A 22662-nucleotide genomic window follows, 5' to 3' on the forward strand; every position below is an offset into this window, starting at 1 on the left:
CCCGGCTTACTTGAAGTTGTTACTGCGGTTATTGACGTAATTTATTGTTTGATTTGCCACTCAAAGCAATCGTTTACCCTGCTTTGTGCGAGCCAGTTCGAAAAAACCTACTTATGTCACACTTTTAATGCAAATTAGGTAACAAATTGCCCTCACTATCTGTATAGAATGACGGAAAGTCTGTTTTTAACCGAAACCACACTGCCATGAAAGGATATGAGCGCGCTTACCGGACATACCGGTTTACGTGTGACAACCCGTTAATATCCTGAGCCATTGGCCACGGGATATCTCAAGCATTAGTGCTGGCTCGGAGCCAGAGCAAGGAGAAGGGCGTTGGAACATAAGAAAGAATTCACGATGGCCACCATGAAAGACGTTGCCGAGATGGCCGGTGTTTCTACTGCGACGGTATCGCGCGCATTGATGAACCCTGAAAAAGTTTCAACAGTGACCCGGCAAAAAGTGGAGCAAGCGGTTCTGGCTGTGGGTTACTCTCCTCATGCTTTATCTCGCAATATCAAACGTAACGAATCGCGCACTATTCTGGTTATCGTCCCGGATATCAGTGACCCATTCTTTGCCGATATCATTCAGGGCATTGAACATGCTGCCGCCCAGCAAGGTTATCTGATATTAATTGGCGATTGTGCCCAACAAACGCAGCAAGAGCGTACCTTCGTTAATTTGATTATCACTAAGCAAATTGATGGCATGTTGCTGTTGGGCTCTAACTTGCCCTTTGATGCCAGCAAAGAAGAACAGCGCAATTTACCGCCGATGGTCATGGCAAATGAGTTTGCTCCCGAACTGGAACTGCCAACAGTACATATCGATAATCTAACCGCCGCCTTTGATGCCGTGCATTATCTGCATGAATTAGGGCACAAACGTATCGCCTGTATTGCCGGGCCAGAGAGTATGCCGCTATGTCATTATCGGCTACAGGGCTATATTCAGGCGCTGCGTCGCAATGGTATTGCCGTCGACAGCGACTATATTATGCGCGGGGACTTTAGCTACGAAGCCGGTGCTGAAACTTTTGCCGCACTGATGGAACTCCCTCATCCACCGACAGCAATATTTTGTCACAATGATGTGATGGCGATAGGTGCGATGTGGCAAGCGAAGAGAATGGGGCTACGTGTCCCGCAAGATGTCTCGGTAGTCGGCTTTGATGACCTAAAATTGTCACAGTATTGCGATCCCCCCTTGACCACGGTGGCACAACCACGTTATCAAATTGGTCAGCAAGCCATGTTACTATTACTTGAGCAGTTACAAGGGCATTCAGTACAAAGTGGCTCCCGCTTGTTAGACACCGAATTAATCGTCAGGGAAAGTACTGCTGCGCCTAAACGCTAGGCAAATATTCAGGGGTTCAGTAACATGACGGACTTATTCCATCATCACGACGCAGCGAAACGATAGTGGCACAAAGAGATTATGTAAGCCGAGGGCGCTCAGGAGCGCGGCGCAAAAGCACCAGCCGAAAAAAACGCAGTGCTCCAGCAGTATCCAAAACCGTGATGGCACTGGCCGTCGCGCTATTAGTGGTATTTGTTGGTGGCCTTTATTTCATCACCCACAATAAGCCGGGTGAGCTTCCGTTACTGCCTAGCCATGACCCACGCACGGGTAACGGGTTACCGCCTAAACCGGAAGAGCGCTGGCGTTATATTAAAGAGTTGGAAAATCGTCAAATTGGCGTGCCGACTCCAACAGAGCCGTCTGCCGGTGGTGAAGTGAATTCCAAGACGCAGCTGACCAACGAGCAGCGCCAATTGCTTGAGCAGATGCAGGCGGATATGCGCCAGCAGCCGACGCAATTATCAGAAGTGCCGTATAACCAAGGGATGCAGGTGCCGCGCTCGGCCGTGACCATCAAACCGCCGGTCACTGATATGCAGCAGCAGCCACTAACGCCACCGCGTCAAACAACCGCGCCGGTACAGCAGCAGGCTCCGACACCACCGCGTACACAGCAGTCTACTGCTCCGGTAACTCCGGCCGTAACACCGCCGAAACCGGAAAAAGAGAAAGAAAAAGCGCAACGTTGGATGGTGCAATGTGGTTCATTCAAAGCCGTTGATCAGGCCGAGTCTATTCGCGCTCAATTGGCATTTGAAGGTATTGAAAGCCGCGTAACTGCCGGTGGCGGCTGGAATCGCGTGGTACTCGGCCCTTACAGTACCAAGGCTGCCGCAGATAAAGCCTTACAGCGTTTGAAAGGCGCTGGTCAATCAGGATGCATTCCCCTCGCTGTGGGGGGTTGAAAAGTAGTAATCCTCCCCCATTTATAATCTCAATATACCTCATACTGTTTTTCTGAAAGACAGTATGGGGACTCATTCAGTCTGCAACGAGGGTCCGCTCGTGACAACAATTGTAAGTGTACGCCGTAATGGTCATGTCGTTATCGGTGGTGATGGCCAGGTCACTCTGGGTAATACCGTAATGAAAGGTAATGCCAAAAAAGTACGTCGCCTTTATAACAATAAAGTCATTGCTGGCTTTGCTGGCGGTACGGCTGATGCCTTTACGCTGTTTGAGCTGTTTGAGCGCAAACTGGAGATGCACCAGGGCCATCTGACCAAAGCTGCCGTCGAGTTAGCCAAAGATTGGCGAACTGACCGCATGCTACGCAAGCTTGAGGCACTGTTAGCTGTGGCTGACGAAACTGCCTCTCTTATCATCACCGGTAATGGTGATGTGGTGCAGCCTGAAGATGATTTGATTGCTATCGGTTCTGGCGGGCCTTACGCCCAATCTGCGGCGCGTGCGCTGCTAGAAAACACCGAGCTGGGTGCCCGAGATATCGTTGAGAAATCTCTGAGCATTGCGGGGGATATTTGTATCTATACCAACCGCTTCCAAACCATTGAAGAATTAACGTACTAAACGTTATTAACATACAAAGCGTAAGGATAGAGTGACATGTCTGAAATGACCCCACGCGAAATCGTCAGCGAACTTGATAGCTACATCATCGGTCAGGATAAAGCTAAACGTGCAGTGGCAATTGCCCTGCGTAACCGCTGGCGTCGGATGCAGCTTAACGAAGAGCTGCGTCATGAAGTTACCCCGAAAAACATTCTGATGATCGGTCCAACCGGTGTGGGTAAAACTGAAATTGCCCGCCGCTTGGCTAAACTGGCTAATGCACCGTTCATCAAAGTTGAAGCCACCAAGTTCACCGAAGTTGGCTATGTTGGTAAAGAAGTGGATTCTATTATCCGCGATCTGACCGATGCAGCGGTGAAAATGGTTCGCCATCAATCAATTGAAAAAATGCGTTATCGGGCTGAAGAATTAGCCGAAGAGCGCATTCTGGATGTGCTGATCCCGCCGGCCAAGAATAACTGGGGCCAGCCAGATGAAACTCAAGAGCCATCCGCTACCCGTCAGGCTTTCCGCAAGAAACTGCGCGAAGGTCAACTGGATGACAAAGAGATTGAAATCGATCTGGCTGCCGCACCAGTAGGTGTTGAAATCATGGCACCTCCGGGCATGGAAGAGATGACTAACCAGTTGCAATCCATGTTCCAGAATATTGCTGGTCAGAAGCAAAAACCGCGTAAAATCAAAATCAAAGATGCATTCAAACTGCTGATTGAGGAAGAAGGCGCGAAGCTGGTTAATCCTGAAGAGCTGAAACAGCAGGCGATTGATGCGGTTGAGCAACACGGGATCGTGTTCATCGATGAAATTGATAAAATCTGTAAACGCGGCCAGACTTCAGGTCCGGATGTGTCCCGCGAAGGGGTACAGCGCGACTTGCTGCCACTGGTAGAAGGGTGCACGGTATCAACCAAACACGGCATGGTAAAAACTGACCATATCCTGTTTATTGCTTCCGGCGCATTCCAGGTCTCTAGCCCGTCAGACCTTATCCCGGAACTGCAAGGCCGCTTGCCAATCCGGGTAGAATTACAGGCGCTGACTACCGATGATTTCGAGCGCATTCTGACTGAGCCAAGTGCCTCACTGACCGAGCAGTACAAAGCATTGATGGCGACTGAAGGGGTGACCGTTGAGTTCTCCCGCGAAGGTATCCGTAAAATCGCGGAAGCGGCATGGCAGGTTAACGAGCGTACCGAAAACATTGGTGCTCGCCGCTTGCACACCGTACTGGAACGTCTGATGGAAGATATCTCTTATGACGCCAGCGAAAGTAATGGTCAATCCATTACTATTGATGCTGAATATGTTGGTAAGCATCTGGACGAGTTGGTAGCAGATGAAGATCTGAGTCGTTTTATCCTATAATTCGCTTTATAAGCCTATGCTGGATAAAATGGTTCGCCAAAATAATATTGAGTGGGAGGCATCGCCTCCCACTGTTATTTTTATCGTATGATTTTTGTAACTCGCCGATAATGGGCGAACCAGACTCCTAAGACCCAAAGTCATTGGAGTTGCGGGTAGGCAGCCACTGATGAGCTAGCCCCCTGCGGCTTCAAGAACTAAGGGTATATAATAAAATGAAGCGGAAAATGAGCCAATCAACCAACACCAGCCAGACCCAGGCTTGGCTGGAAAGCCTGCGGCCACGAACCCTGCCACTGGCTTTTGCCTCTATCGTTACCGGTTCAGCTCTAGCTGTCTGGCTCGATAGTTTTAAGCCCGCCGTCGCATTGCTCGCCCTATTAACTGCTGGCTTGCTACAAATTCTGTCAAACCTTGCCAATGATTATGGCGATGCCATTAAGGGCAGTGATACCGAAGAGCGTATCGGGCCACTACGCGGTATGCAAAAAGGGATGATTACTCGCCACCAGATGAAAATCGCGCTAATCATCACTGTTAGCCTCACTGTCATTTCTGGCATTGCGCTGATCGCCGTGGCCTGTGAGAAACCCAGCGATGTTTTAGGCTTTTTACTGCTAGGGCTGATGGCTATTGTGGCGGCAATCACCTATACCGTGGGTAGCAAACCCTATGGTTACATGGGGTTGGGTGATATTTCCGTATTGGTATTCTTTGGCTGGTTGAGTGTTGCCGGGACTTACTATCTTCAGGCCGGGCACTTTGACAGCATCGTTATGCTCCCTGCCACCGCCTGTGGTTTACTGGCTACTGCCGTTTTAAATATTAATAATTTGCGCGATATCGAAAACGACGCAGCCAATGGTAAAAATACACTGGCAGTGCGTTTAGGTCCGGTCGTTGCCCGTTATTACCATGCCCTGTTAATCGCCGCAGCTATCTTCTGTCTGGCACTATTCAGCATGCTGAATCTACATACCTGGAGAGGGTGGATTTTTATTCTGGCCGTTCCACTGCTGGTCAAACATGCCCTATTTGTGCTGCGTGAACCTACGGCTGCGGGTATGCGCCCAATGCTCGAGCATATGGTTAAAGCCGCTTTACTGACCAATATCCTGTTTGCTGTCGGCCTGATACTCAGTTAATCCTGCCTCCTTCATTCTCCGGGCGACTGGCAATAAAGTCAGCTCGGAGAAATTTAACAATTGATGATTTTGCCAACAGTAGCCAGAAAGGGATATACTTAACATCCCAGCCGCAACCAGACGTTAATCCTATGAAATATGATACTTCCGATCTCTGTGATATCTATCATGAAGAGGTAAATGTGGTAGAACCACTGTTCTCCAATTTTGGCGGACGTACTTCATTTGGTGGCAAGATAACCACTGTAAAATGTTTCGAAGATAACGGCTTGTTGTTTGACCTGCTCGAAGAAAATGGTCTAGGCCGTGTTTTAGTCGTCGATGGTGGCGGTTCAGTGCGCCGTGCATTAATTAATGCTGAATTGGCCGATCTGGCATTGAAAAACGAGTGGGAAGGCATTGTGGTTTACGGTGCTGTCCGCCAGGTTGATGAACTGGCCGAGTTGGATATCGGTATTCAGGCAATGGCCGCAATCCCAGTGGGTGCTGCTGATGAAGGCATTGGTGAGAGTGATATCCGCGTTAACTTTGGCGGTGTGACATTCTTCTCTGGTGACCATTTGTACGCAGACAACACGGGCATTATTCTGTCAGAAGAGCCTTTAGATATTGAATAATATCTATCTAACTGACTAATAAGAAAGGGCGATATTGATATCGCCCTTCTGCTTTTTACCCTAAGTAAGAATCACTTGAAATCACTACATTACAAATTTCTTTAAATAACAGAACGTTATTATATAGCCAAAGTAATTGGAGTTGCGGGTAGGCAGCAAACATACTCATACCGATGAGCTTACTCAAGTAAGTGATTCGGATGAGTATGTGCAGCTAACAACCCTGCGGCTTCAAGTATGAAGGGTATAAGAAATCAGACTTCTTCCATCTTTCCCAACAAAGCCCGCAGACGATCCTGCCAGACATGCTGCTCTTGCTTCAGTTGCTCATTTTCGCGCACCAGCGCTTCACGGCCACCTGCTGCTTCCTGAACTTCTTGGGACAGGGTGTTATTTTTCTCTTTCAGCTCTTCAATTTCCATCTGTAACAGAGTGATGGTATCAATCGCCTGCTGAACTTTAACTTCCAATTTCTCAAATACTTCAAATGACATTCTTCGGTCCCCTTATGGTAGCAAGGCGTACATCTCTTGGTCGCAGTCATCATGCTTAGCTTCAGTGATTATATTAATCAAAACAGCCACTCGCGGATGAAACTGCTGTGAATACTTATCGCGCTTTGTTTGTCGAACTATTGGTCTATCGAACAGGTAACAAGCGCAGGTTTTAGCGCGTCCCTCAAGAGAGGCGGCGCAGCTTAATAAAAACGATGACCTTGTAAAGCGATTGTATGTAGCCAGCCCCCCCCTGTCTAGCGCCATACCGGTCCAAACCACACTCTGTAGCAATTTCGTGTCAGGAACTATCAGTAAAAACTGAAAAACTCTAATAACCAATCCTGTAAAGTTATACATGCCCTTAACAACTGAGAAAGAAAGTACTGGTCTGATCACACTTTCAAAGTCCCTTAACAGCCGCGAATAACGCGAAATCGCTCATTTTTATGACACACCACACACATTTTGATTTCGCTATTTCTCGTTTGTGCTCGTTAACGATAAATTTACATCACTCCCTTCGCAGTCCGAAGGGCAAAAATAAGAAATACCCTATAAATCTCTGTCTCTAGGACATCTACTATGAGCCAAACCGCTAGTTCGACCTTGAAGGGCCAATGTATCGCGGAATTTCTCGGTACAGCTCTACTCATCTTTTTTGGTGTGGGTTGTGTTGCTGCGTTAAAGTTGGCAGGCGCCAGTTTTGGGCAGTGGGAAATTAGTATCATTTGGGGCCTGGGTGTTGCCATGGCCATCTACCTAACAGCAGCAATTTCAGGTGCTCACCTGAATCCGGCGGTGACCATTGCATTGTGGTTATTTGCTTGTTTCGATCGCCGGAAAGTTATCCCCTACATTGTGGCGCAGATTGCAGGTGCATTTTGTGCGGCGGCATTAGTGTACGGCCTCTACTACAACCTGTTCGTCGATTTTGAACAAACTCATCAGATAGCTCGCGGCAGCGTTGAGAGTCTGAATCTGGCCGGTATTTTCTCTACTTATCCAAATCCACATATTTCTGTTTTCCAGGCTTTCCTGGTTGAAACCGTTATTACCGCTATTTTGATGTGCCTGATTCTGGCGCTGACTGACGATGGTAACGGTATCCCACGCGGCCCACTGGCACCGCTGCTTATTGGTATTCTGATCGCCGTTATCGGTGGTTCAATGGGGCCACTAACCGGGTTCGCCTTAAACCCAGCGCGTGATTTTGGTCCAAAACTCTTTGCTTATTTCGCAGGCTGGGGCGAAATCGCCTTCACTGGCGGGCGTGATATTCCTTACTTCTTAGTACCTATCTTTGGGCCTATCGTCGGCGCACTGGTCGGTGCATTCGGCTATCGAGCTCTGATTGGCCGCCATTTGCCATGTGATGTGTGTGTTATCGATGATGATGAAACCACGGTAACGACCACAGAACGCAAAGCGTAAATAATAGATACTTAATAAATATGCCCGATAGATTTCATGGTGCAGGAAGGCGGCAAATGAGGGAACTCGGATGAGCTTAATCAGTCAGTCGGGTGAACAAATACAGCCAGCACACCAGCAACGGGAAAGATGGCGGGTATAAACGGCAACTTAAAAGTAGGCTAATTATGACAACTGAAAATACTACTCAAAAGAAATATATTGTCGCGCTTGACCAAGGAACCACCAGTTCCAGAGCTGTAGTGCTGGACCATGATGCTAATATCGTGAGTGTTTCTCAGCGCGAATTCACCCAAATTTACCCGAAAGCCGGTTGGGTTGAGCATGACCCGATGGAAATCTGGGCAACCCAAAGCTCAACACTGGTCGAAGTGCTGGCCAAAGCCGGTATCAGTTCTGATGAAATCGCCGGTATCGGTATTACCAACCAACGTGAAACGACCATTGTTTGGGATAAAGCGACCGGCAAGCCGGTGTATAACGCGATTGTCTGGCAATGCCGTCGTACCGCTGAAATCTGCGAAAAGCTGAAAAAAGAGGGGCTGGAAGAGTATATCCGCCATAACACCGGATTGGTGGTTGACCCTTACTTCTCTGGCACCAAAGTTAAATGGATTCTCGATAATGTAGAGGGTGCACGTGACCGTGCTGAGCGCGGTGAGTTGCTGTTTGGTACCGTAGACACTTGGCTGGTGTGGAACATGACACAGGGCCGTGTACACGTAACGGATTACACCAACGCATCACGCACCATGATGTTTAATATCCGCACCAAAGAGTGGGATGAGCGCATGCTGAAAGCGCTGAATATTCCGCGCTCCATGCTGCCTGAAGTTCGCCCCTCTTCTGAGATTTACGGCCAAACCAACATTGGTGGTAAAGGCGGTACACGTATTCCAATCGCCGGTATCGCTGGTGACCAACAAGCAGCGCTGTTCGGCCAGTTGTGTGTACAACCGGGGATGGCGAAAAACACTTACGGTACTGGCTGCTTCTTGTTAATGAACACCGGGACTGAAGTGGTTCAATCCAAAAATGGCCTCTTAACCACCATCGCCTGTGGCCCTCGCGGCGAAGTGAACTATGCACTGGAAGGTGCCGTGTTTATTGGCGGGGCATCTATCCAATGGCTGCGCGATGAACTGAAACTGATCAGCGACTCATTCGACTCTGAATATTTCGCCACCAAAGTTAAAGACAGCAATGGCGTATATGTAGTGCCAGCCTTCACCGGTCTGGGTGCTCCATATTGGGACCCGTATGCCCGTGGCGCTATTTTTGGCCTGACCCGTGGTGTGAACAGCAACCATATTATCCGTGCAACACTTGAGTCCATTGCTTATCAAACTCGTGATGTATTGGATGCGATGCAAGCAGATTCCGGCGAACGCCTGAAGGCACTGCGTGTTGACGGTGGTGCGGTAGCGAACAACTTCCTGATGCAGTTCCAGGCCGATATTCTGGGGACTCGTGTTGAGCGCCCAGCAGTGCGTGAAAGCACCGCGTTGGGTGCCGCATTCCTTGCGGGCCTAGCGACAGGTTTCTGGAATGATCTGGACGAAGTACAAAGCAAAGCCACCATTGAGCGCGAATTCCGCCCAGGGATCGAAACCACGGAACGTGACGTGCGCTACAAAGGCTGGAAGAAAGCAGTGGCTCGCGCCCAAGCATGGGAAGAGCACGACGAGTAACAGTTCGCCTGTTTTGTACTGAACGTCTCTTTTACCGCTAACGCGCCATCACCCCCCGATGGCGCGTTTTTTATTCGTGATCCCCTCTGCTCATTCTTCAATGTGTTAGAATTCGCGCTCATATCCCGTTCTTCCATTGTGCAATCAACAGGTCTAACCATGAAACGTGAATTAGCCATCGAGTTTTCCCGTGTCACTGAAGCTGCCGCGCTGGCAGGTTATAAGTGGCTGGGTCGGGGCGATAAAAATGCTGCCGACGGCGCGGCTGTACGAGCCATGCGTATTATGCTTAATCAAGTGAATATTGATGGGCAGATTGTTATTGGTGAAGGTGAGATCGATGAAGCGCCGATGCTGTTTATCGGTGAGCATGTCGGTACCGGTCAAGGCGATGCTGTTGATATCGCGGTTGACCCCATTGAAGGCACTCGCATGACCGCTATGGGGCAAGCCAATGCACTGGCCGTATTGGCAGTGGGAGACAAAGGCACATTTTTACATGCGCCGGATATGTATATGGAAAAACTGGTGGTTGGCCCTGGCGCAAAAGGAGCCATTGATCTTAACCTGCCACTGGAACTCAATTTGCGCAATATCGCCATCAAGCTGAATAAACCCTTGACCGATTTAACCGTTATCACGCTGGCAAAGCCGCGCCATGACGGTATCATCGCCGAAATGCAGCAACTTGGCGTAAAAGTGTTCGCTATCCCAGACGGTGATGTCGCGGCCTCTATTTTGACCTGTATGCCAGAAAGTGAAGTGGATGTGATGTACTGCATCGGCGGCGCACCTGAAGGGGTAATTTCAGCGGCGGTGATCCGTGCACTGGATGGCGACATGCAAGGCCGTTTATTACCGCGCCATCAAGTAAAAGGCGATAACGAAGACAACCGCCGTATCGGTGAACAAGAATTAGTGCGCTGCAAATCTATGGGCATTGAGGCAGGCAAAGTGTTGCTGCTGGGTGATATGGCCCGTAATGACAATGTGATTTTCTCTGCCACCGGGATTACCAAAGGCGATTTGCTGGAAGGTATTTACCGCAAAGGGAACATGGCGACCACCGAGACACTGCTAATCCGCGGTAAATCTCGCACCATCCGCCGTATTCGCTCCACCCATTTCCTTGACCGCAAAGACCCGGCGCTGCATGAATTCTTGCTGTAATCCGGCTCGCACACATTACTGCCATTAATTAAAAACGGGCATCACATTCAAGCGATGCCCGTTTTTATTCTCGGATTCTGATCAATTAAGCACGGTGTTCTTGCGGTTGCATCCGATGAGATAATGGCCACCAGCACAACAAAATCAACACCGCCATAGCAAACATCAGCAGCCCCAAACTGAACTGCCCGGTTTGTGGCAACATGGCTGACAACCAAGTCGCTAAACCTGACCCGACATTCTGCAAACCGCCAACTAAAGCCCCGGCAGCTCCCGCCAGATAAGGGAAAGGCTCCATAGCACCGGTGGTGGCCAGCGGGAACAACATCCCAGCGCCGAAGAAGAACAGCGCCGCCGGTATCACCAATGTCCAAATATTCATAATGCCAAACCAGCCTGGTATCCACATCATTAACCCAGCCAATAAGCAGCTAATCACTGAGTGCCACATCAGGCTATGGAAGGTTTTGCCATCACGACCGGCATACCATGCGCCAAAGAATGCAGCAGGAATTGGCAGAATAAATAAAATACTGACCGTGACCCCACTCAACCCCAGCACCCCGCCCATCAGCACGCCAGCGCTGGCTTCAAAGACCGCAATCCCTGCCAGCGCCCCAATCAGCATCACCAAATAGCAGCTAAAAGCGCGGTCAGATAGCAGCAAACGGAAGCTGGCTAACATTCGCCGTTTCTCAGTTTGCTGTGGCCGGGTTTCTGGCAACCAGCGGAACATACAAAATGCTACTCCGCCACATAAAAAGAGCAGAAACGCATAGCATGCACGCCAACCAAACAGACTGGCCAGTACCCCACCGATAACCGGGGCCATTAATGGGCTAACCAAAATCCCCATATTTAACATGCTATTGGCATAGCGTAGCGCAGTACCTGCATATAAATCTCGCGGCATGGTTCGCGCCATTACCCCCGCAACCCCGGTGCCCATTCCCTGCAAAGCACTGGCGGCCACCAGCATCGTCAAACTACTCGATAGCCAGGCTCCCAATGCGCCCAGCATAAATATCATCATACCCGCCAAAATAACCGGACGACGTCCAACTCGGTCAGAGAGCGGGCCATAGATTAATTGCGAGAAGCCATAGGTCAGCAAATATGCCGCCATCACGCGCTGTACCACACCAGTACGAACTGATAAATCACGGGCGATATCCGCGATAACCGGCACATAAATGGTTTGCGCCATTTGACCAACCGCAACCAACAGAATCAACATAACCAGCAGGTGGAAATTCTCTATTTTTCTCATTATCTTAACTAATTTGTTAGCCGGACTACGTGCCACACTTAAGCGCTAAAAAGCCGTATTTTGCGACACACCTCACTGTTGGCGCATAAGCTAACAAATTTAGATTTTTTAGCGAGTCAGCATGACATATTGCCAAATAGCTAACTGGCAGAGAAAAACACCAAATACGTAAACTAAAGTGTCCAGATTGACAGATGGCATCAAGGAACTCGGGGATAACATTTAATCGATAATACTTTTCAACGAGATCCCCTAAAATACCGTCTGCGCTTTTGGCATCACTGAATAACAGGGACCATCATTATGGCTGAATGGGTTAGTGGCAAGATTACTCACGTCGAACACTGGACCGACGCGTTGTTTAGTATTCGGGTCAATGCGCCCGTCGATCCCTTTACTGCTGGCCAATTTGCCAAGTTGGCATTAGATATTAATGGTGAGCGGGTGCAGCGGGCCTACTCCTATGTCAATGCGCCGAGCGACGATAATCTGGAGTTTTATCTGGTAACAGTACCAGAGGGGAAACTCAGTCCACGGCTGGACCAACTGGCTGTGGGTAGCGAAGTGATGGTCACCAAACAGGCCGCTGGCTTCTTTGTGCTGGAAGAGATACCAGATTGCGATACGTTATGGATGCTGGCAACCGGCACCGCAATTGGGCCTTATCTGTCTATCTTGCAAGAAGGGCGCGATTTAGAGCGCTTCAAAAATATCGTGCTGGTTCATGCTGCCCGCTTTGCCCGTGATCTCAGTTATCTGCCACTCATGCAACAACTTGAGCAACGTTATAATGGCAAGCTGCGTATCCAGACGGTGGTGAGCCGCGAAGAATCCCCCGGCTCATTAACTGGCCGAGTTCCCGCGCTGATTGAGAACGGCTCACTGGAAGCGGCTGTCGGCTTGAAAATTGATGCACAAGACAGCCATGTAATGCTGTGCGGTAACCCGCAGATGGTGCGTGATACTCAGCAACTGCTGAAAGAGCAGCGTGGGATGCGTAAGCATTTGCGCCGCAAGCCGGGGCATATGACTAGCGAGCAGTATTGGTAACAGGCAGTATTGGCAACAAAGCGTAGCAAATATTAAAGGGCGCAATCGCGCCCTCTTATTTTACCGCTGCGCCGTCTTTATTGTGCTTTCTCGGCAATAAACTTCACTGGCACCGCTTCTGGGCCAAAACGGTTATCACCATCAGTCCCTAGAAATGCTCCACAGTCGATAAACATCATGACAATGATAAGCGTGGGAATAAACCGCCCCACCCCCCATTGCCAAATAGGGGCCAACATCAGCCAGTTACCGGCCATCAGCATCCAGGCCAATACGACCAATAGCGCCCACCAACCTGCTTTATTACGATCCTGAAGCCGTTTGACCACCACTGCCGCCGTAGGCCACAGCAAAAAAACGATAGAAAAAGCAGCGGTTTGAATGGGTATCAAGTCCTTCCCTGCCAGAGTAAAAATAACCAGCATTGCCAGTAGCCACAAGCCAATCCAGATCCAAAAATCTCGTCGCCCGATACGGCCTCTAAACGAGAAACACCATTGCTGTATTGTCATCGATGACTCAATCCATATACCTGATATAATTTTGCCAAAGTGTAACCTAACACCCCAACTAACCTATAATCTTTGCAGTGAATTTTGACAATCACCATCGATTACCGCTTTAATCCCCCTATACACTTCGAACCACGGCGTAAGTCATGAGAAATGAAATAACCGCAATGCTGACAATACTGCTGCTGGTCGCAACGGTGAGTCGCGCTCATGCCGATCCCACCGATGGCAGTGCTCAACCAACAGAAGAGACGCAGCCGACGGCCCCTTATTTGCTCTCCGGTGCACCCACTTTTGATTTAACACTGGTGAAATTTCGTGAGCGCTATAATCATGCCAATCCGACACTTCCCATCAGTGAGTTTCATGCTATCACCGTCAAAGATGATGCCCCGCCGCTGACTCGTGCGGCCAGTAAAATTAATGAAAACCTTTATGCTTCAACCGCCTTGGAGAAGGGCACCGGTAAGATTAAGACCATCCAGATTACTTACTTGCCGATCAAAGGAAATGAAGAAAAAGCCGCTCGACGAGTCGCCGTCAATTACATGGCAGCACTAATGCGCCAGTTTGAACCGACACTGACCGTCGAACAAAGCCTCGACAATGTGCAGCAACTGCTGACGCAAGGCAAAGGCTCGTCTTTCTATGCCCATTCTGTCGGCGCAATTCGCTATGTTGTAGCAGATAACGGCGAAAAAGGGCTTACCTTCGCTGTTGAACCGATTAAGCTGTCACTATCTGACGCATAATCTCGCCGCAATTAATGACGAAAAGCAAAGCCATTGCCGCTAATCATCTCTATACTGTTGGACAGGTAAACTGCCTGTCGGGCAGTCATTATTATTGACCCTCGTGTCCCCTTGTTGGAGGAAGAAACATGCGTCATCCATTAGTTATGGGTAACTGGAAACTGAACGGTAGCACTCACATGGTTAACGAGCTTATCGCTGGCCTGCGTAAAGAACTGAGCACCGTTGAAGGTTGTGGCGTGGCTATTGCCCCACCCGCTATCTACCTGAGCCAAGCTAAACATGCATTAGCGGGCAGCCGTATCGCTCTGGGCGCACAGAATGTTGATGTGAATCTGTCTGGCGCATTTACCGGCGAAACCTCTGCTGAAATGCTGAAAGATATTGGCGCGCAATACATCATTATTGGCCACTCTGAGCGTCGTACTTATCACAAAGAAAGTGATGAATTCATCGCGAAGAAATTCGGCGTGTTGAAAGAAGCGGGTCTGATCCCTGTATTGTGTATCGGTGAATCTGAAGCCGAAAACGAAGCAGGCCAAACTGAAGCTGTTTGCGCTAAACAACTGGATGCCGTGCTGAACACCTTGGGTGTAAAAGCATTCGAAGGCGCAGTTATCGCTTATGAGCCAATCTGGGCTATCGGTACCGGTAAATCAGCAACTCCAGCACAAGCTCAAGCCGTTCACAAATTCATCCGTGACCATATTGCTAAGCAAGATGCTGCTGTTGCTGCACAAGTTATCATTCAGTACGGCGGTTCTGTTAATGATAAAAATGCAGCAGAACTGTTCACCCAGCCGGATATCGACGGCGCGCTGGTTGGCGGTGCATCACTGAAAGCGGATGCTTTCGCTGTTATCGTGAAAGCTGCTGCAAAAGCTAAAAAAGCCTAATTTTTGCTTTTAAGTTGCTTATAAAGCCGGGGTTATTGCTCCGGCTTTATATATATGTCTTTCGGCCTGCCTTTCCATACATCAATCCCCCCAGCCCCCACTGAACCGATGAATTTATTTATCTCAACGCTCTTTTCTGCCACCTGATCCACGTTACAGCTAAAATGCGTTCTCTTTTGAGTATCAAGAAAATGAATAACATTGCTGTCTTTAAACTTAATTAGATTACAAGCATGCCCTTGTGTCGCACCTGGTAGCATACGCATTATTGCTGGGCGGCGAATGGCGAGAAGAGTATTGAGTTCATCACTTTTTTTATAATGGCTTAATTGATCGATCAACTCCTCCGTGGATATCCCTTCATGGAGGCGTGTGACCATATTGGCGGCAACAGTGGCTCCCCGCAAATTAGATAGTGCGATCACGGGCATGTTGTTTTCTAATGAATCAATAACAGCGGTGGCACAAGACACACAATTTTGTTGACCAAAACCATGAATCCCAAATAAAGCAAGTAACGCAGCCAAAGGCCGCAATAATAGAGGAGCTTTACCATTACGATTGACGTTTTCTAACAAATAATTCTCTACATAGCTATTTTTACTATTCATTTCCTTGCTCTCTACGTATTTATTTACATTACTTACGTAGTTGCTTAGTTTTACACCAGAGAGAATCTTTTCATTTTCTATTACTACCGGCGGTTTATAGCTCTCAATACTACTCAAATACTCAGATCCTAATAATTCATATGAAGAACCAAGTGGCTCAACTATTTTGCACTCCGTCTGCGTAGTATATCTATCCGGTAATTCGTCTAATAAAGGCTGTTTATCATCACTTTCAAGAATTGAATTTAAGCTGCTATTGCTATTACCGATTTGCATATCCCTCTCCCTATAAAATTATCAACTCAATCAATCGAGATAAACAAATAGCGCATTTAGCTCTGTCTGCCGAATCAGGGAGTTCTTATCTATAAGAATGAGAGAAATAGTGAAAGTAATGAGAGTATTGGTGTAATCAATAAAGGTATTTAATTTGTAAAACAAAACGCCCGTAAGCATTAACCTACGGGCGCTGAGTTAACTCTTAATTAATTTTAACGCTTACTGATTTCATCAAACACACCACCGGTAGCAAAGTGCACCTGCTGTGCTTTAGTCCAACCACCAAACACTTCATCAATGGTAAACAACTTCAGTTGCGGGAATTCATTGGCAAACTTGGCAGCAACCGCGGGATCACGTGGGCGATAGTAATTCTTCGCAGCAATGGTCTGGCCTTCAGGTGAGTAGAGATATTTCAAATAAGCATCTGCCACTTCACGAGTACCGCGCTTATCGACCACTTTATCTACTACGGATACCGTCGGCTCAGCCAAAATAGAGACACTTGGCGTGATTATCTCAAATTGGTCTTTACCTACTTCATTGACAGCCAACAGAGCTTCATTTTCCCAGGCAATCAATACATCACCAATGCCACGTTCAACAAAGGTATTGGTCGCGCCACGTGCGCCGGAATCCAGTACCTCGACATTTTTGTACAGTGTTTTGACAAACTCTTGTGCCTTGGCCTGATCGTTATTGTTATGCTCTAGCGCATAACCCCACGCCGCTAAATAATTCCAGCGCGCCCCACCAGATGTTTTTGGATTCGGAGTAATAACCGAGACTCCCGGTTTCACTAAATCTGACCAATCATGAATTTGCTTCGGATTTCCTTTACGTACCAGGAATACGATCGTTGAGGTGTAAGGCGCGGAGTTATCCGGCAGGCGCTTGATCCAATTTTTATCAATACGACCACGCTCAGCAATAGCATCGACGTCATAAGCCAGAGCCAGAGTCACAACATCAGCTTCAATACCATTAATAACCGAGGTCGCCTGTTTACCAGAACCGCCATGTGATTGACGCACTGTCACCTTATCGCCGGTCTGCTCTTGCCAGTGCTTACTAAATGCCTGGTTATATTCTTGATAAAATTCACGAGTTGGATCATATGACACATTCAACAATTGAATATCTTTTGCCATGGCACCTGATGCCAGCAGCAGTAATGACAGACCTACACCCCATTTACGCATCGACCCGCTCCCCAGATTTATTGTTATTAATCTAATGTTATTAACCTAAATTCTAATCAACCCAATTGGTTGGCTTGATACAGAGCGTGCCAGAAACTTTTCACGCAATTAAAGAATAAAAAAGTTTTGATTATATCAATACGAAATATACCGGGAATTAAATGCAAAAAGCCCCCGCGAGCGGAGGCTTTCTTTTCAGGCTATTTCCTGTTTTAGAACAGTTTTTTCGCCGTGTCGTACCAATCTTCTTTAAATTTACTTTTCTTGTTCTCTGGTGCGATACAAACAGAGATTAATTCATGCACCATTTTCTCGTTCTGTACGCCGACGCAGAAACCGCCATGCTTATAGTCATGATCCTGCAATAGCAGGTCAACCGCATAAGCCCCCATGCGGGAGGCCAGAATACGGTCATAGGCGACTGGAGCACCGCCGCGCTGGATATGGCCCAATACGGTACCACGGGTTTCACGGCCCGTTTCTTTCTCGATATATTTAGCCAGCTCGTCGATATCATCCAGTTTTTCAGTGATGGCAACGATAGCGTGCTTCTTGCCTTTGGCAATACCGGCTTTGATTTCTTCAACCAAATCATCACGTTTGAATTCAACTTCAGGGATAGCAATAAATTCACAACCCCCGGCAATGGCCGCCGCCAGAGTCAAATCACCGCAATAACGGCCCATCACTTCAACGATAGAAATACGTTGATGTGAAGAGGAGGTATCACGCAAGCGGTCAATAGCTTCAACCACAGTACTTAAAGCGGTGAAGAAACCGATAGTGTAGTCAGTACCGGCCACATCGTTATCGATAGTACCTGGTAAACCGATGCAGTGAATGCCGCCTTCTTTGGTCAGCAAGTCTGCACCGGCATAAGAACCGTCACCACCGATAACCACCAGGCCATCGATACCACGGTCTTTCATATTCTGGAGCGCAACTTTGCGTTTTTCCGGATCACGGAATTCAGGGAAACGCGCAGAACCTAAGAAGGTACCGCCGCGGTTAATCATATCGGACACACTATAGCGGTCCAGCTTTCTCATACGGTTTTCGTACAAGCCAAGATAGCCATCTTCAATACCGTAAACTTCTAATCCTGCTGACAAAGCTGCACGAACAACCCCACGAATGGCTGCGTTCATACCAGGCGCGTCACCGCCGCTTGTGAGTACACCGATTTTCTTGACCATGACTACCTCTGAACTTGTAGATGCGATTTTTTAAAATTCTTTATTTGCCGATTATGTCTTGCACAGGTGAACAGTACAGAAAATCAGCTTTATGAGCTTAATATCGAATATTATAGCAAAAACACCAAGCTGAATTGATTCAAGTCATGCCATTTGGCGGTATTTTCTTCATAGCCTAACCATTGTGTAACCACAATTTACCTGCCGCTAATGCCACAATAGTTAATGTAGCAATAATCGATGAAGAAATTATAACTCCCAATGCGCATGACGCTCTTTTGGCACCACAGAGCTGGGATCTTGATGGATAAGTACATCTGCGCCGGGGAAGCGATGCAACAATGCCCGCTCGACCTGCTCCGCTAAAACATGCGCTTCCATCAATGGCAGCATATCTTCCATTTCGAGATGAAGCTGAATAAAGCGGGTCGGCCCCGACTGGCGGGTTCGTAAGTCATGGGCGCCAATGACACCCGGCCATGACATCACGATATCGATAATTTCCTGCCGCTCATCATCAGGTAATGCCCGGTCCAGCAAAGCTTGCACCGCCTCATACCCCATCCGCAATGCGCTGTAGAGGATATAAACACCGATACCCAAAGCGAACAGTGCATCCGCACGATGAAAACCATACCAACTCAATGCCAATGCAATAAGAATAGCACCATTCATCATGACATCAGATTGATAGTGCAACATATCGGCCCGAATAGCCTGACTTTGCGTTTTTCGTACCACCCAGCGCTGAAATGTGACTAATATCAGTGTACTGAATAATGCGACTAACGTTACCCAGATACCTATACTAGGATCTTGCAACGGCTCCGGCGAAGCTAAATGCTGGAAACCGGTCAAGAACAAGAATAGCGCCGAGCCAGAGATAAACATACTTTGCGCCAATGCCGCCAAGGATTCAGCTTTACCATGACCAAAAGTATGTTCTTCATCAGCAGGCTGCAGGGAGTAGCGCACCACAAAAAGGTTTGTCAGAGAGGCTGCCAGATCCACCAGCGAGTCAACTAACGCTGCCAACAAACTTACCGACCCGGTATGCCACCAGGCAAAAATTTTAATAATCAGTAAGATTGATGCCAGCGCAGTGGCACTCAGTGCAGCGGCTTTAACCAGTCGCCCATATTGCGGATCCATAACTCATCCCAAATGATATTTAAGGATGATCAGTATAACGGAAATGGGCAAAAAAAAGCCCCGCCATCATGGCGGGGAAAGACAGGGATGGTGTCTATGGCAAGGAAAACAGGGTATTACTTGGTACTACTGGGTATTACTTGGTACTACTACTTCTGGGCAGAAGCGGGTTGTTCTACTGCTGGTGCTGGCGCCTGCTGCATTTTCTCAATGCGCTGCTGGTGCTTTTGGTTCAGGACAGCTTTTTGCTCTGGAGTGAGCAAGTTAAACATTTGGTTACGGACTTTGGCCATTTCGACCTGACGATCAATTTGGTCTTTGGACATTTTCTCGGCTTGTGCTCTTACCGCGGCTTCATCGAATTTATCGGCGGTAACCAGCTTATGCATGGCTTCTCGGTCTGCCATGTCCATACGAGGTTGGCCTTGACGAGACTGGCGCATTAAGTCGCGCATTTGCTGGCGTTGCTGTTCAGTCAGATTGACGCCATCAAACATGTTATGGTGACCGCGACCGTCTTTCTTGTTCATCATCGTACCGTCACCGTGGCACCAGCCATCAGTGGTTCCGGTTTTATCAGCGGCGAACGCGGCGTGGGAGCCGAGAACTAACATTGACGCCATGATTAACGTTGATACTTTAGTTACTTTGCGCATCATTAAACTCCTGGGTTCTATCTGCTAAGCGATTTGCTGCTATGCGATTCAATGAGAAGCAGTCTATCGGTCCGGCTGCAAACTAGCGTCAGTGGGATGTAAAACTGGAGTCAGGGCATGTAAAGCTAAGTAAAGTCATGGAATACCGGCAATTGATAACGTATTTTGCGTCAAGAGGAGAAACAATCATGCATAAAATCCTATTAGTCGATGATGACCGTGAACTGACGTCGCTGTTGAAAGAATTACTGGAAATGGAAGGTTTTAATGTGGTTGTTGCTCACGATGGTGAGCAGGCATTAAACTTGCTGGATAACTCTATCGACTTGTTATTACTCGATATTATGATGCCACGTAAAAATGGTATCGAAACATTGAAAGAATTACGCCAACACCACCAGACCCCGGTGATTATGCTTACTGCCCGTGGCAGTGAACTGGATCGGGTACTGGGTTTGGAGTTGGGTGCCGATGATTATCTGGCCAAACCCTTTAATGATCGTGAGCTTGTCGCACGTATCCGTGCCATTTTGCGCCGCTCGAACTGGAGTGAGCAGCAACAAAATATTGACCAAGGCGCGCCAACACTGGAGGTTGATTGCCTGCAATTGAATCCGGGCCGCCAGGAAGCGAGCTTTGAAGGCCAGTCGCTAGAATTAACCGGAACTGAATTTACCTTGCTCTACCTACTGGCCCAACACCTTGGTCAAGTGGTATCGCGAGAACACCTCAGCCAGGAAGTGCTGGGGAAACGATTGACACCTTTTGACCGTGCCATTGATATGCACATTTCAAACCTGCGCCGTAAGTTGCCGGACCGCAAAGACGGGTTACCTTGGTTTAAAACCCTGCGTGGTCGCGGGTATCTGATGGTTTCTGAAACATGATTAACAGTTTAACGGCGCGAATTTTTGCTATTTTTTGGTTTACCTTAGCACTGGTATTAATGCTGGTGCTGATGGTGCCCAAACTCGATTCGCGCCAAATGACGACCTTGCTCGAAAGTGAACAGCGCCAAGGAACGATGCTGGAGCAACATATCGAAGCTGAGCTGGCAAGTGACCCGGCCAATGACCTTATGTGGTGGCGTAGGCTGTATCGCGCTATCGAAAAATGGGCACCGCCGGGCCAGCATTTAGTGTTAGTGACCACAGAGGGCCGCGTTATTGGTGCTCAACGTCACGAAATGCAAGTTGTGCGTAATTTCATCGGTCAGTCAGATAACTCAGACCAGCCGAAAAAGAAAAAGTATGGCCGCATCGAGATGGTCGGCCCTTTCTCCATCCGTGATGGGGAAGATAATTACCAACTTTATCTGATTCGCCCAGCCAGTAGTCCACAGTCTGATTTTATCAACCTGATGTTTGACCGGCCGCTGCTGCTATTGATTGCCACGATGCTGATCAGTGCTCCCCTGCTGTTATGGCTGGCATGGAGTCTGGCGAAACCAGCGCGTAAGCTGAAAAATGCTGCTGATGATGTGGCCCGGGGCAATTTAAAACCGCACCCAGAGCTGGAGTCCGGGCCACAAGAATTTTTGGCCACCGGGGCCAGTTTCAACCAGATGATCGGCGCTCTCGATAGGATGGTGGTCGCCCAACAACGGCTGATTTCTGATATTTCCCATGAACTACGTACCCCGCTGACGCGCCTGCAACTGGCTACCGCGCTACTGCGCCGCCGCCATGGCGAGGGGAAAGAGCTGGAACGTATCGAAATGGAAGCGCAGCGTTTAGATAGTATGATCAATGACTTACTGGTGCTATCTCGCAGTCAGCATAAAAGTGAGTTACACCGTGAGCCGATTAAAGCTAATGATTTGTGGTCTGATGTGCTGGAAAACGCGCAGTTCGAAGCCGATCAAATGGGTAAAACACTGGAGGTGACCGCACCACCGGGGCCATGGACGTTATTTGGCAACCCTGCGGCCCTCGACAGTGCGCTGGAGAATATCGTGCGTAATGCACTGCGTTATTCTCACCATCACATTGCCGTGGCATTCAGCTCGGATAATCAGGGTATTACTATCACTGTGGATGATGATGGCCCGGGAGTCAGCCCAGAAGATCGTGAACAGATATTCCGGCCGTTCTACCGTACGGATGAAGCGCGTGATCGTGAATCCGGTGGAACAGGCCTGGGGTTGGCGATTGTCGAAACTGCGGTTAATCAGCACCGTGGATGGGTACGAGCCGAAGATAGCCCATTAGGTGGTTTACGCTTGATAATCTGGTTGCCGCTGCACCCACTCAAATAGCTATCGCCC

At 48.4% G+C, this 22662-nt stretch carries 22 protein-coding genes; 14 read left to right on the plus strand and 8 right to left on the minus strand.

Annotated features, from left to right (window positions below; translation table 11 throughout):
- Nucleotides 1-336: 336 nt before the first annotated feature.
- The 6 genes from cytR to rraA all read left to right on the plus strand — a co-directional run bounded on the left by cytR (nucleotide 337) and on the right by rraA (nucleotide 6031).
- Nucleotides 337-1365 (plus strand): DNA-binding transcriptional regulator CytR, encoded by a 1029-nt coding sequence (cytR, locus tag FTA96_RS01020; protein ID WP_050110446.1) that lies wholly within the window; start codon nucleotides 337-339, stop codon nucleotides 1363-1365.
- A 65-nt stretch (nucleotides 1366-1430) separates the two neighbouring features.
- Entirely contained in the window at nucleotides 1431-2276 is an 846-nt protein-coding gene (gene ftsN, locus FTA96_RS01025; RefSeq protein ID WP_145573027.1) for a cell division protein FtsN, read from the plus strand.
- A 100-nt stretch (nucleotides 2277-2376) separates the two neighbouring features.
- The gene (gene hslV / locus FTA96_RS01030; RefSeq protein ID WP_004714422.1) at nucleotides 2377-2901 is read left to right on the plus strand and encodes an ATP-dependent protease subunit HslV; all 525 of its coding nucleotides are present in this window, start codon (nucleotides 2377-2379) and stop codon (nucleotides 2899-2901) included.
- Nucleotides 2902-2937: 36 nt separating this feature from the next.
- Nucleotides 2938-4269, plus strand: coding sequence for an HslU--HslV peptidase ATPase subunit (gene hslU / locus FTA96_RS01035; RefSeq protein ID WP_004710539.1), 1332 nt, complete (start codon nucleotides 2938-2940; stop codon nucleotides 4267-4269).
- Nucleotides 4270-4496: 227 nt separating this feature from the next.
- The gene (locus tag FTA96_RS01040; RefSeq protein ID WP_145573029.1) at nucleotides 4497-5414 is read left to right on the plus strand and encodes a 1,4-dihydroxy-2-naphthoate polyprenyltransferase; all 918 of its coding nucleotides are present in this window, start codon (nucleotides 4497-4499) and stop codon (nucleotides 5412-5414) included.
- A gap of 131 nt (nucleotides 5415-5545) precedes the next feature.
- On the plus strand, nucleotides 5546-6031 hold the full coding sequence (rraA, locus tag FTA96_RS01045; protein WP_004714419.1) for a ribonuclease E activity regulator RraA: 486 nt from the start codon (nucleotides 5546-5548) through the stop codon (nucleotides 6029-6031).
- A 254-nt stretch (nucleotides 6032-6285) separates the two neighbouring features.
- Here the strand turns inward: rraA and zapB are convergent, their stop codons facing one another.
- Nucleotides 6286-6525 (minus strand): septal ring assembly protein ZapB, encoded by a 240-nt coding sequence (gene zapB, locus FTA96_RS01050; protein WP_004392238.1) that lies wholly within the window; start codon nucleotides 6523-6525, stop codon nucleotides 6286-6288.
- Between the two features lie 585 nt (nucleotides 6526-7110).
- On the opposite strand from zapB, the gene FTA96_RS01065 reads away from it, so the two are divergent.
- The 3 genes from FTA96_RS01065 to glpX all read left to right on the plus strand — a co-directional run bounded on the left by FTA96_RS01065 (nucleotide 7111) and on the right by glpX (nucleotide 10820).
- Nucleotides 7111-7959: an MIP/aquaporin family protein gene (locus FTA96_RS01065; RefSeq protein WP_050110443.1), complete on the plus strand. Its 849-nt coding sequence runs from the start codon at nucleotides 7111-7113 to the stop codon at nucleotides 7957-7959.
- Between the two features lie 167 nt (nucleotides 7960-8126).
- A complete protein-coding gene (gene glpK, locus FTA96_RS01070; protein ID WP_050110442.1) occupies nucleotides 8127-9650 on the plus strand; it encodes a glycerol kinase GlpK in 1524 nt (507 codons plus the stop codon).
- A gap of 159 nt (nucleotides 9651-9809) precedes the next feature.
- Nucleotides 9810-10820, plus strand: coding sequence for a class II fructose-bisphosphatase (gene glpX / locus FTA96_RS01075; protein WP_004710530.1), 1011 nt, complete (start codon nucleotides 9810-9812; stop codon nucleotides 10818-10820).
- 85 nt (nucleotides 10821-10905) lie between these two features.
- Here glpX and emrD read toward each other — a convergent pair whose 3' ends face one another.
- Entirely contained in the window at nucleotides 10906-12090 is a 1185-nt protein-coding gene (emrD, locus tag FTA96_RS01080) for a multidrug efflux MFS transporter EmrD (RefSeq protein ID WP_050317785.1), read from the minus strand.
- 303 nt (nucleotides 12091-12393) lie between these two features.
- Between emrD and fpr the strand changes: the two genes are divergently transcribed.
- On the plus strand, nucleotides 12394-13140 hold the full coding sequence (fpr, locus tag FTA96_RS01085; RefSeq protein ID WP_050147038.1) for a ferredoxin--NADP(+) reductase: 747 nt from the start codon (nucleotides 12394-12396) through the stop codon (nucleotides 13138-13140).
- A gap of 77 nt (nucleotides 13141-13217) precedes the next feature.
- Here the strand turns inward: fpr and FTA96_RS01090 are convergent, their stop codons facing one another.
- The gene (locus FTA96_RS01090) at nucleotides 13218-13652 is read right to left on the minus strand and encodes a DUF805 domain-containing protein (RefSeq protein WP_134957513.1); all 435 of its coding nucleotides are present in this window, start codon (nucleotides 13650-13652) and stop codon (nucleotides 13218-13220) included.
- 146 nt (nucleotides 13653-13798) lie between these two features.
- Between FTA96_RS01090 and FTA96_RS01095 the strand changes: the two genes are divergently transcribed.
- Together FTA96_RS01095 and tpiA are read left to right on the plus strand one after the other, a co-directional pair.
- Complete coding sequence (locus FTA96_RS01095; protein WP_050110438.1) at nucleotides 13799-14404, plus strand: DUF1454 family protein; 606 nt, start codon at nucleotides 13799-13801, stop codon at nucleotides 14402-14404.
- Nucleotides 14405-14532: 128 nt separating this feature from the next.
- Nucleotides 14533-15300 (plus strand): triose-phosphate isomerase, encoded by a 768-nt coding sequence (gene tpiA, locus FTA96_RS01100; protein WP_004710520.1) that lies wholly within the window; start codon nucleotides 14533-14535, stop codon nucleotides 15298-15300.
- 32 nt (nucleotides 15301-15332) lie between these two features.
- On the opposite strand, the gene FTA96_RS01105 is transcribed toward tpiA, so the two are convergent.
- The 5 genes from FTA96_RS01105 to cpxP form a co-directional block, all read right to left on the minus strand.
- Complete coding sequence (locus tag FTA96_RS01105; RefSeq protein WP_050135769.1) at nucleotides 15333-16187, minus strand: hypothetical protein; 855 nt, start codon at nucleotides 16185-16187, stop codon at nucleotides 15333-15335.
- 215 nt (nucleotides 16188-16402) lie between these two features.
- Nucleotides 16403-17392: a sulfate ABC transporter substrate-binding protein gene (locus FTA96_RS01110; protein ID WP_050110435.1), complete on the minus strand. Its 990-nt coding sequence runs from the start codon at nucleotides 17390-17392 to the stop codon at nucleotides 16403-16405.
- A 212-nt stretch (nucleotides 17393-17604) separates the two neighbouring features.
- Entirely contained in the window at nucleotides 17605-18588 is a 984-nt protein-coding gene (gene pfkA, locus FTA96_RS01115) for a 6-phosphofructokinase (RefSeq protein WP_050110434.1), read from the minus strand.
- Nucleotides 18589-18837: 249 nt separating this feature from the next.
- Nucleotides 18838-19740, minus strand: a complete 903-nt coding sequence (gene fieF, locus FTA96_RS01120; RefSeq protein WP_050110433.1) for a CDF family cation-efflux transporter FieF — start codon at nucleotides 19738-19740, stop codon at nucleotides 18838-18840.
- Nucleotides 19741-19889: 149 nt separating this feature from the next.
- Complete coding sequence (gene cpxP / locus FTA96_RS01125; RefSeq protein ID WP_050110432.1) at nucleotides 19890-20396, minus strand: cell-envelope stress modulator CpxP; 507 nt, start codon at nucleotides 20394-20396, stop codon at nucleotides 19890-19892.
- Nucleotides 20397-20584: 188 nt separating this feature from the next.
- Here cpxP and cpxR point away from each other — a divergent pair, with 188 nt between their 5' ends.
- The gene (gene cpxR / locus FTA96_RS01130) at nucleotides 20585-21283 is read left to right on the plus strand and encodes an envelope stress response regulator transcription factor CpxR (RefSeq protein ID WP_004710507.1); all 699 of its coding nucleotides are present in this window, start codon (nucleotides 20585-20587) and stop codon (nucleotides 21281-21283) included.
- Nucleotides 21280-22653: an envelope stress sensor histidine kinase CpxA gene (gene cpxA, locus FTA96_RS01135; protein WP_050110431.1), complete on the plus strand. Its 1374-nt coding sequence runs from the start codon at nucleotides 21280-21282 to the stop codon at nucleotides 22651-22653. The genes cpxR and cpxA overlap by 4 nt, the downstream gene beginning before the upstream one ends.
- Nucleotides 22654-22662 lie beyond the last annotated feature (9 nt).

This window comes from Yersinia alsatica, assembly GCF_902170305.1.
Classification (GTDB): Bacteria; Pseudomonadota; Gammaproteobacteria; order Enterobacterales; family Enterobacteriaceae; genus Yersinia; species Yersinia alsatica.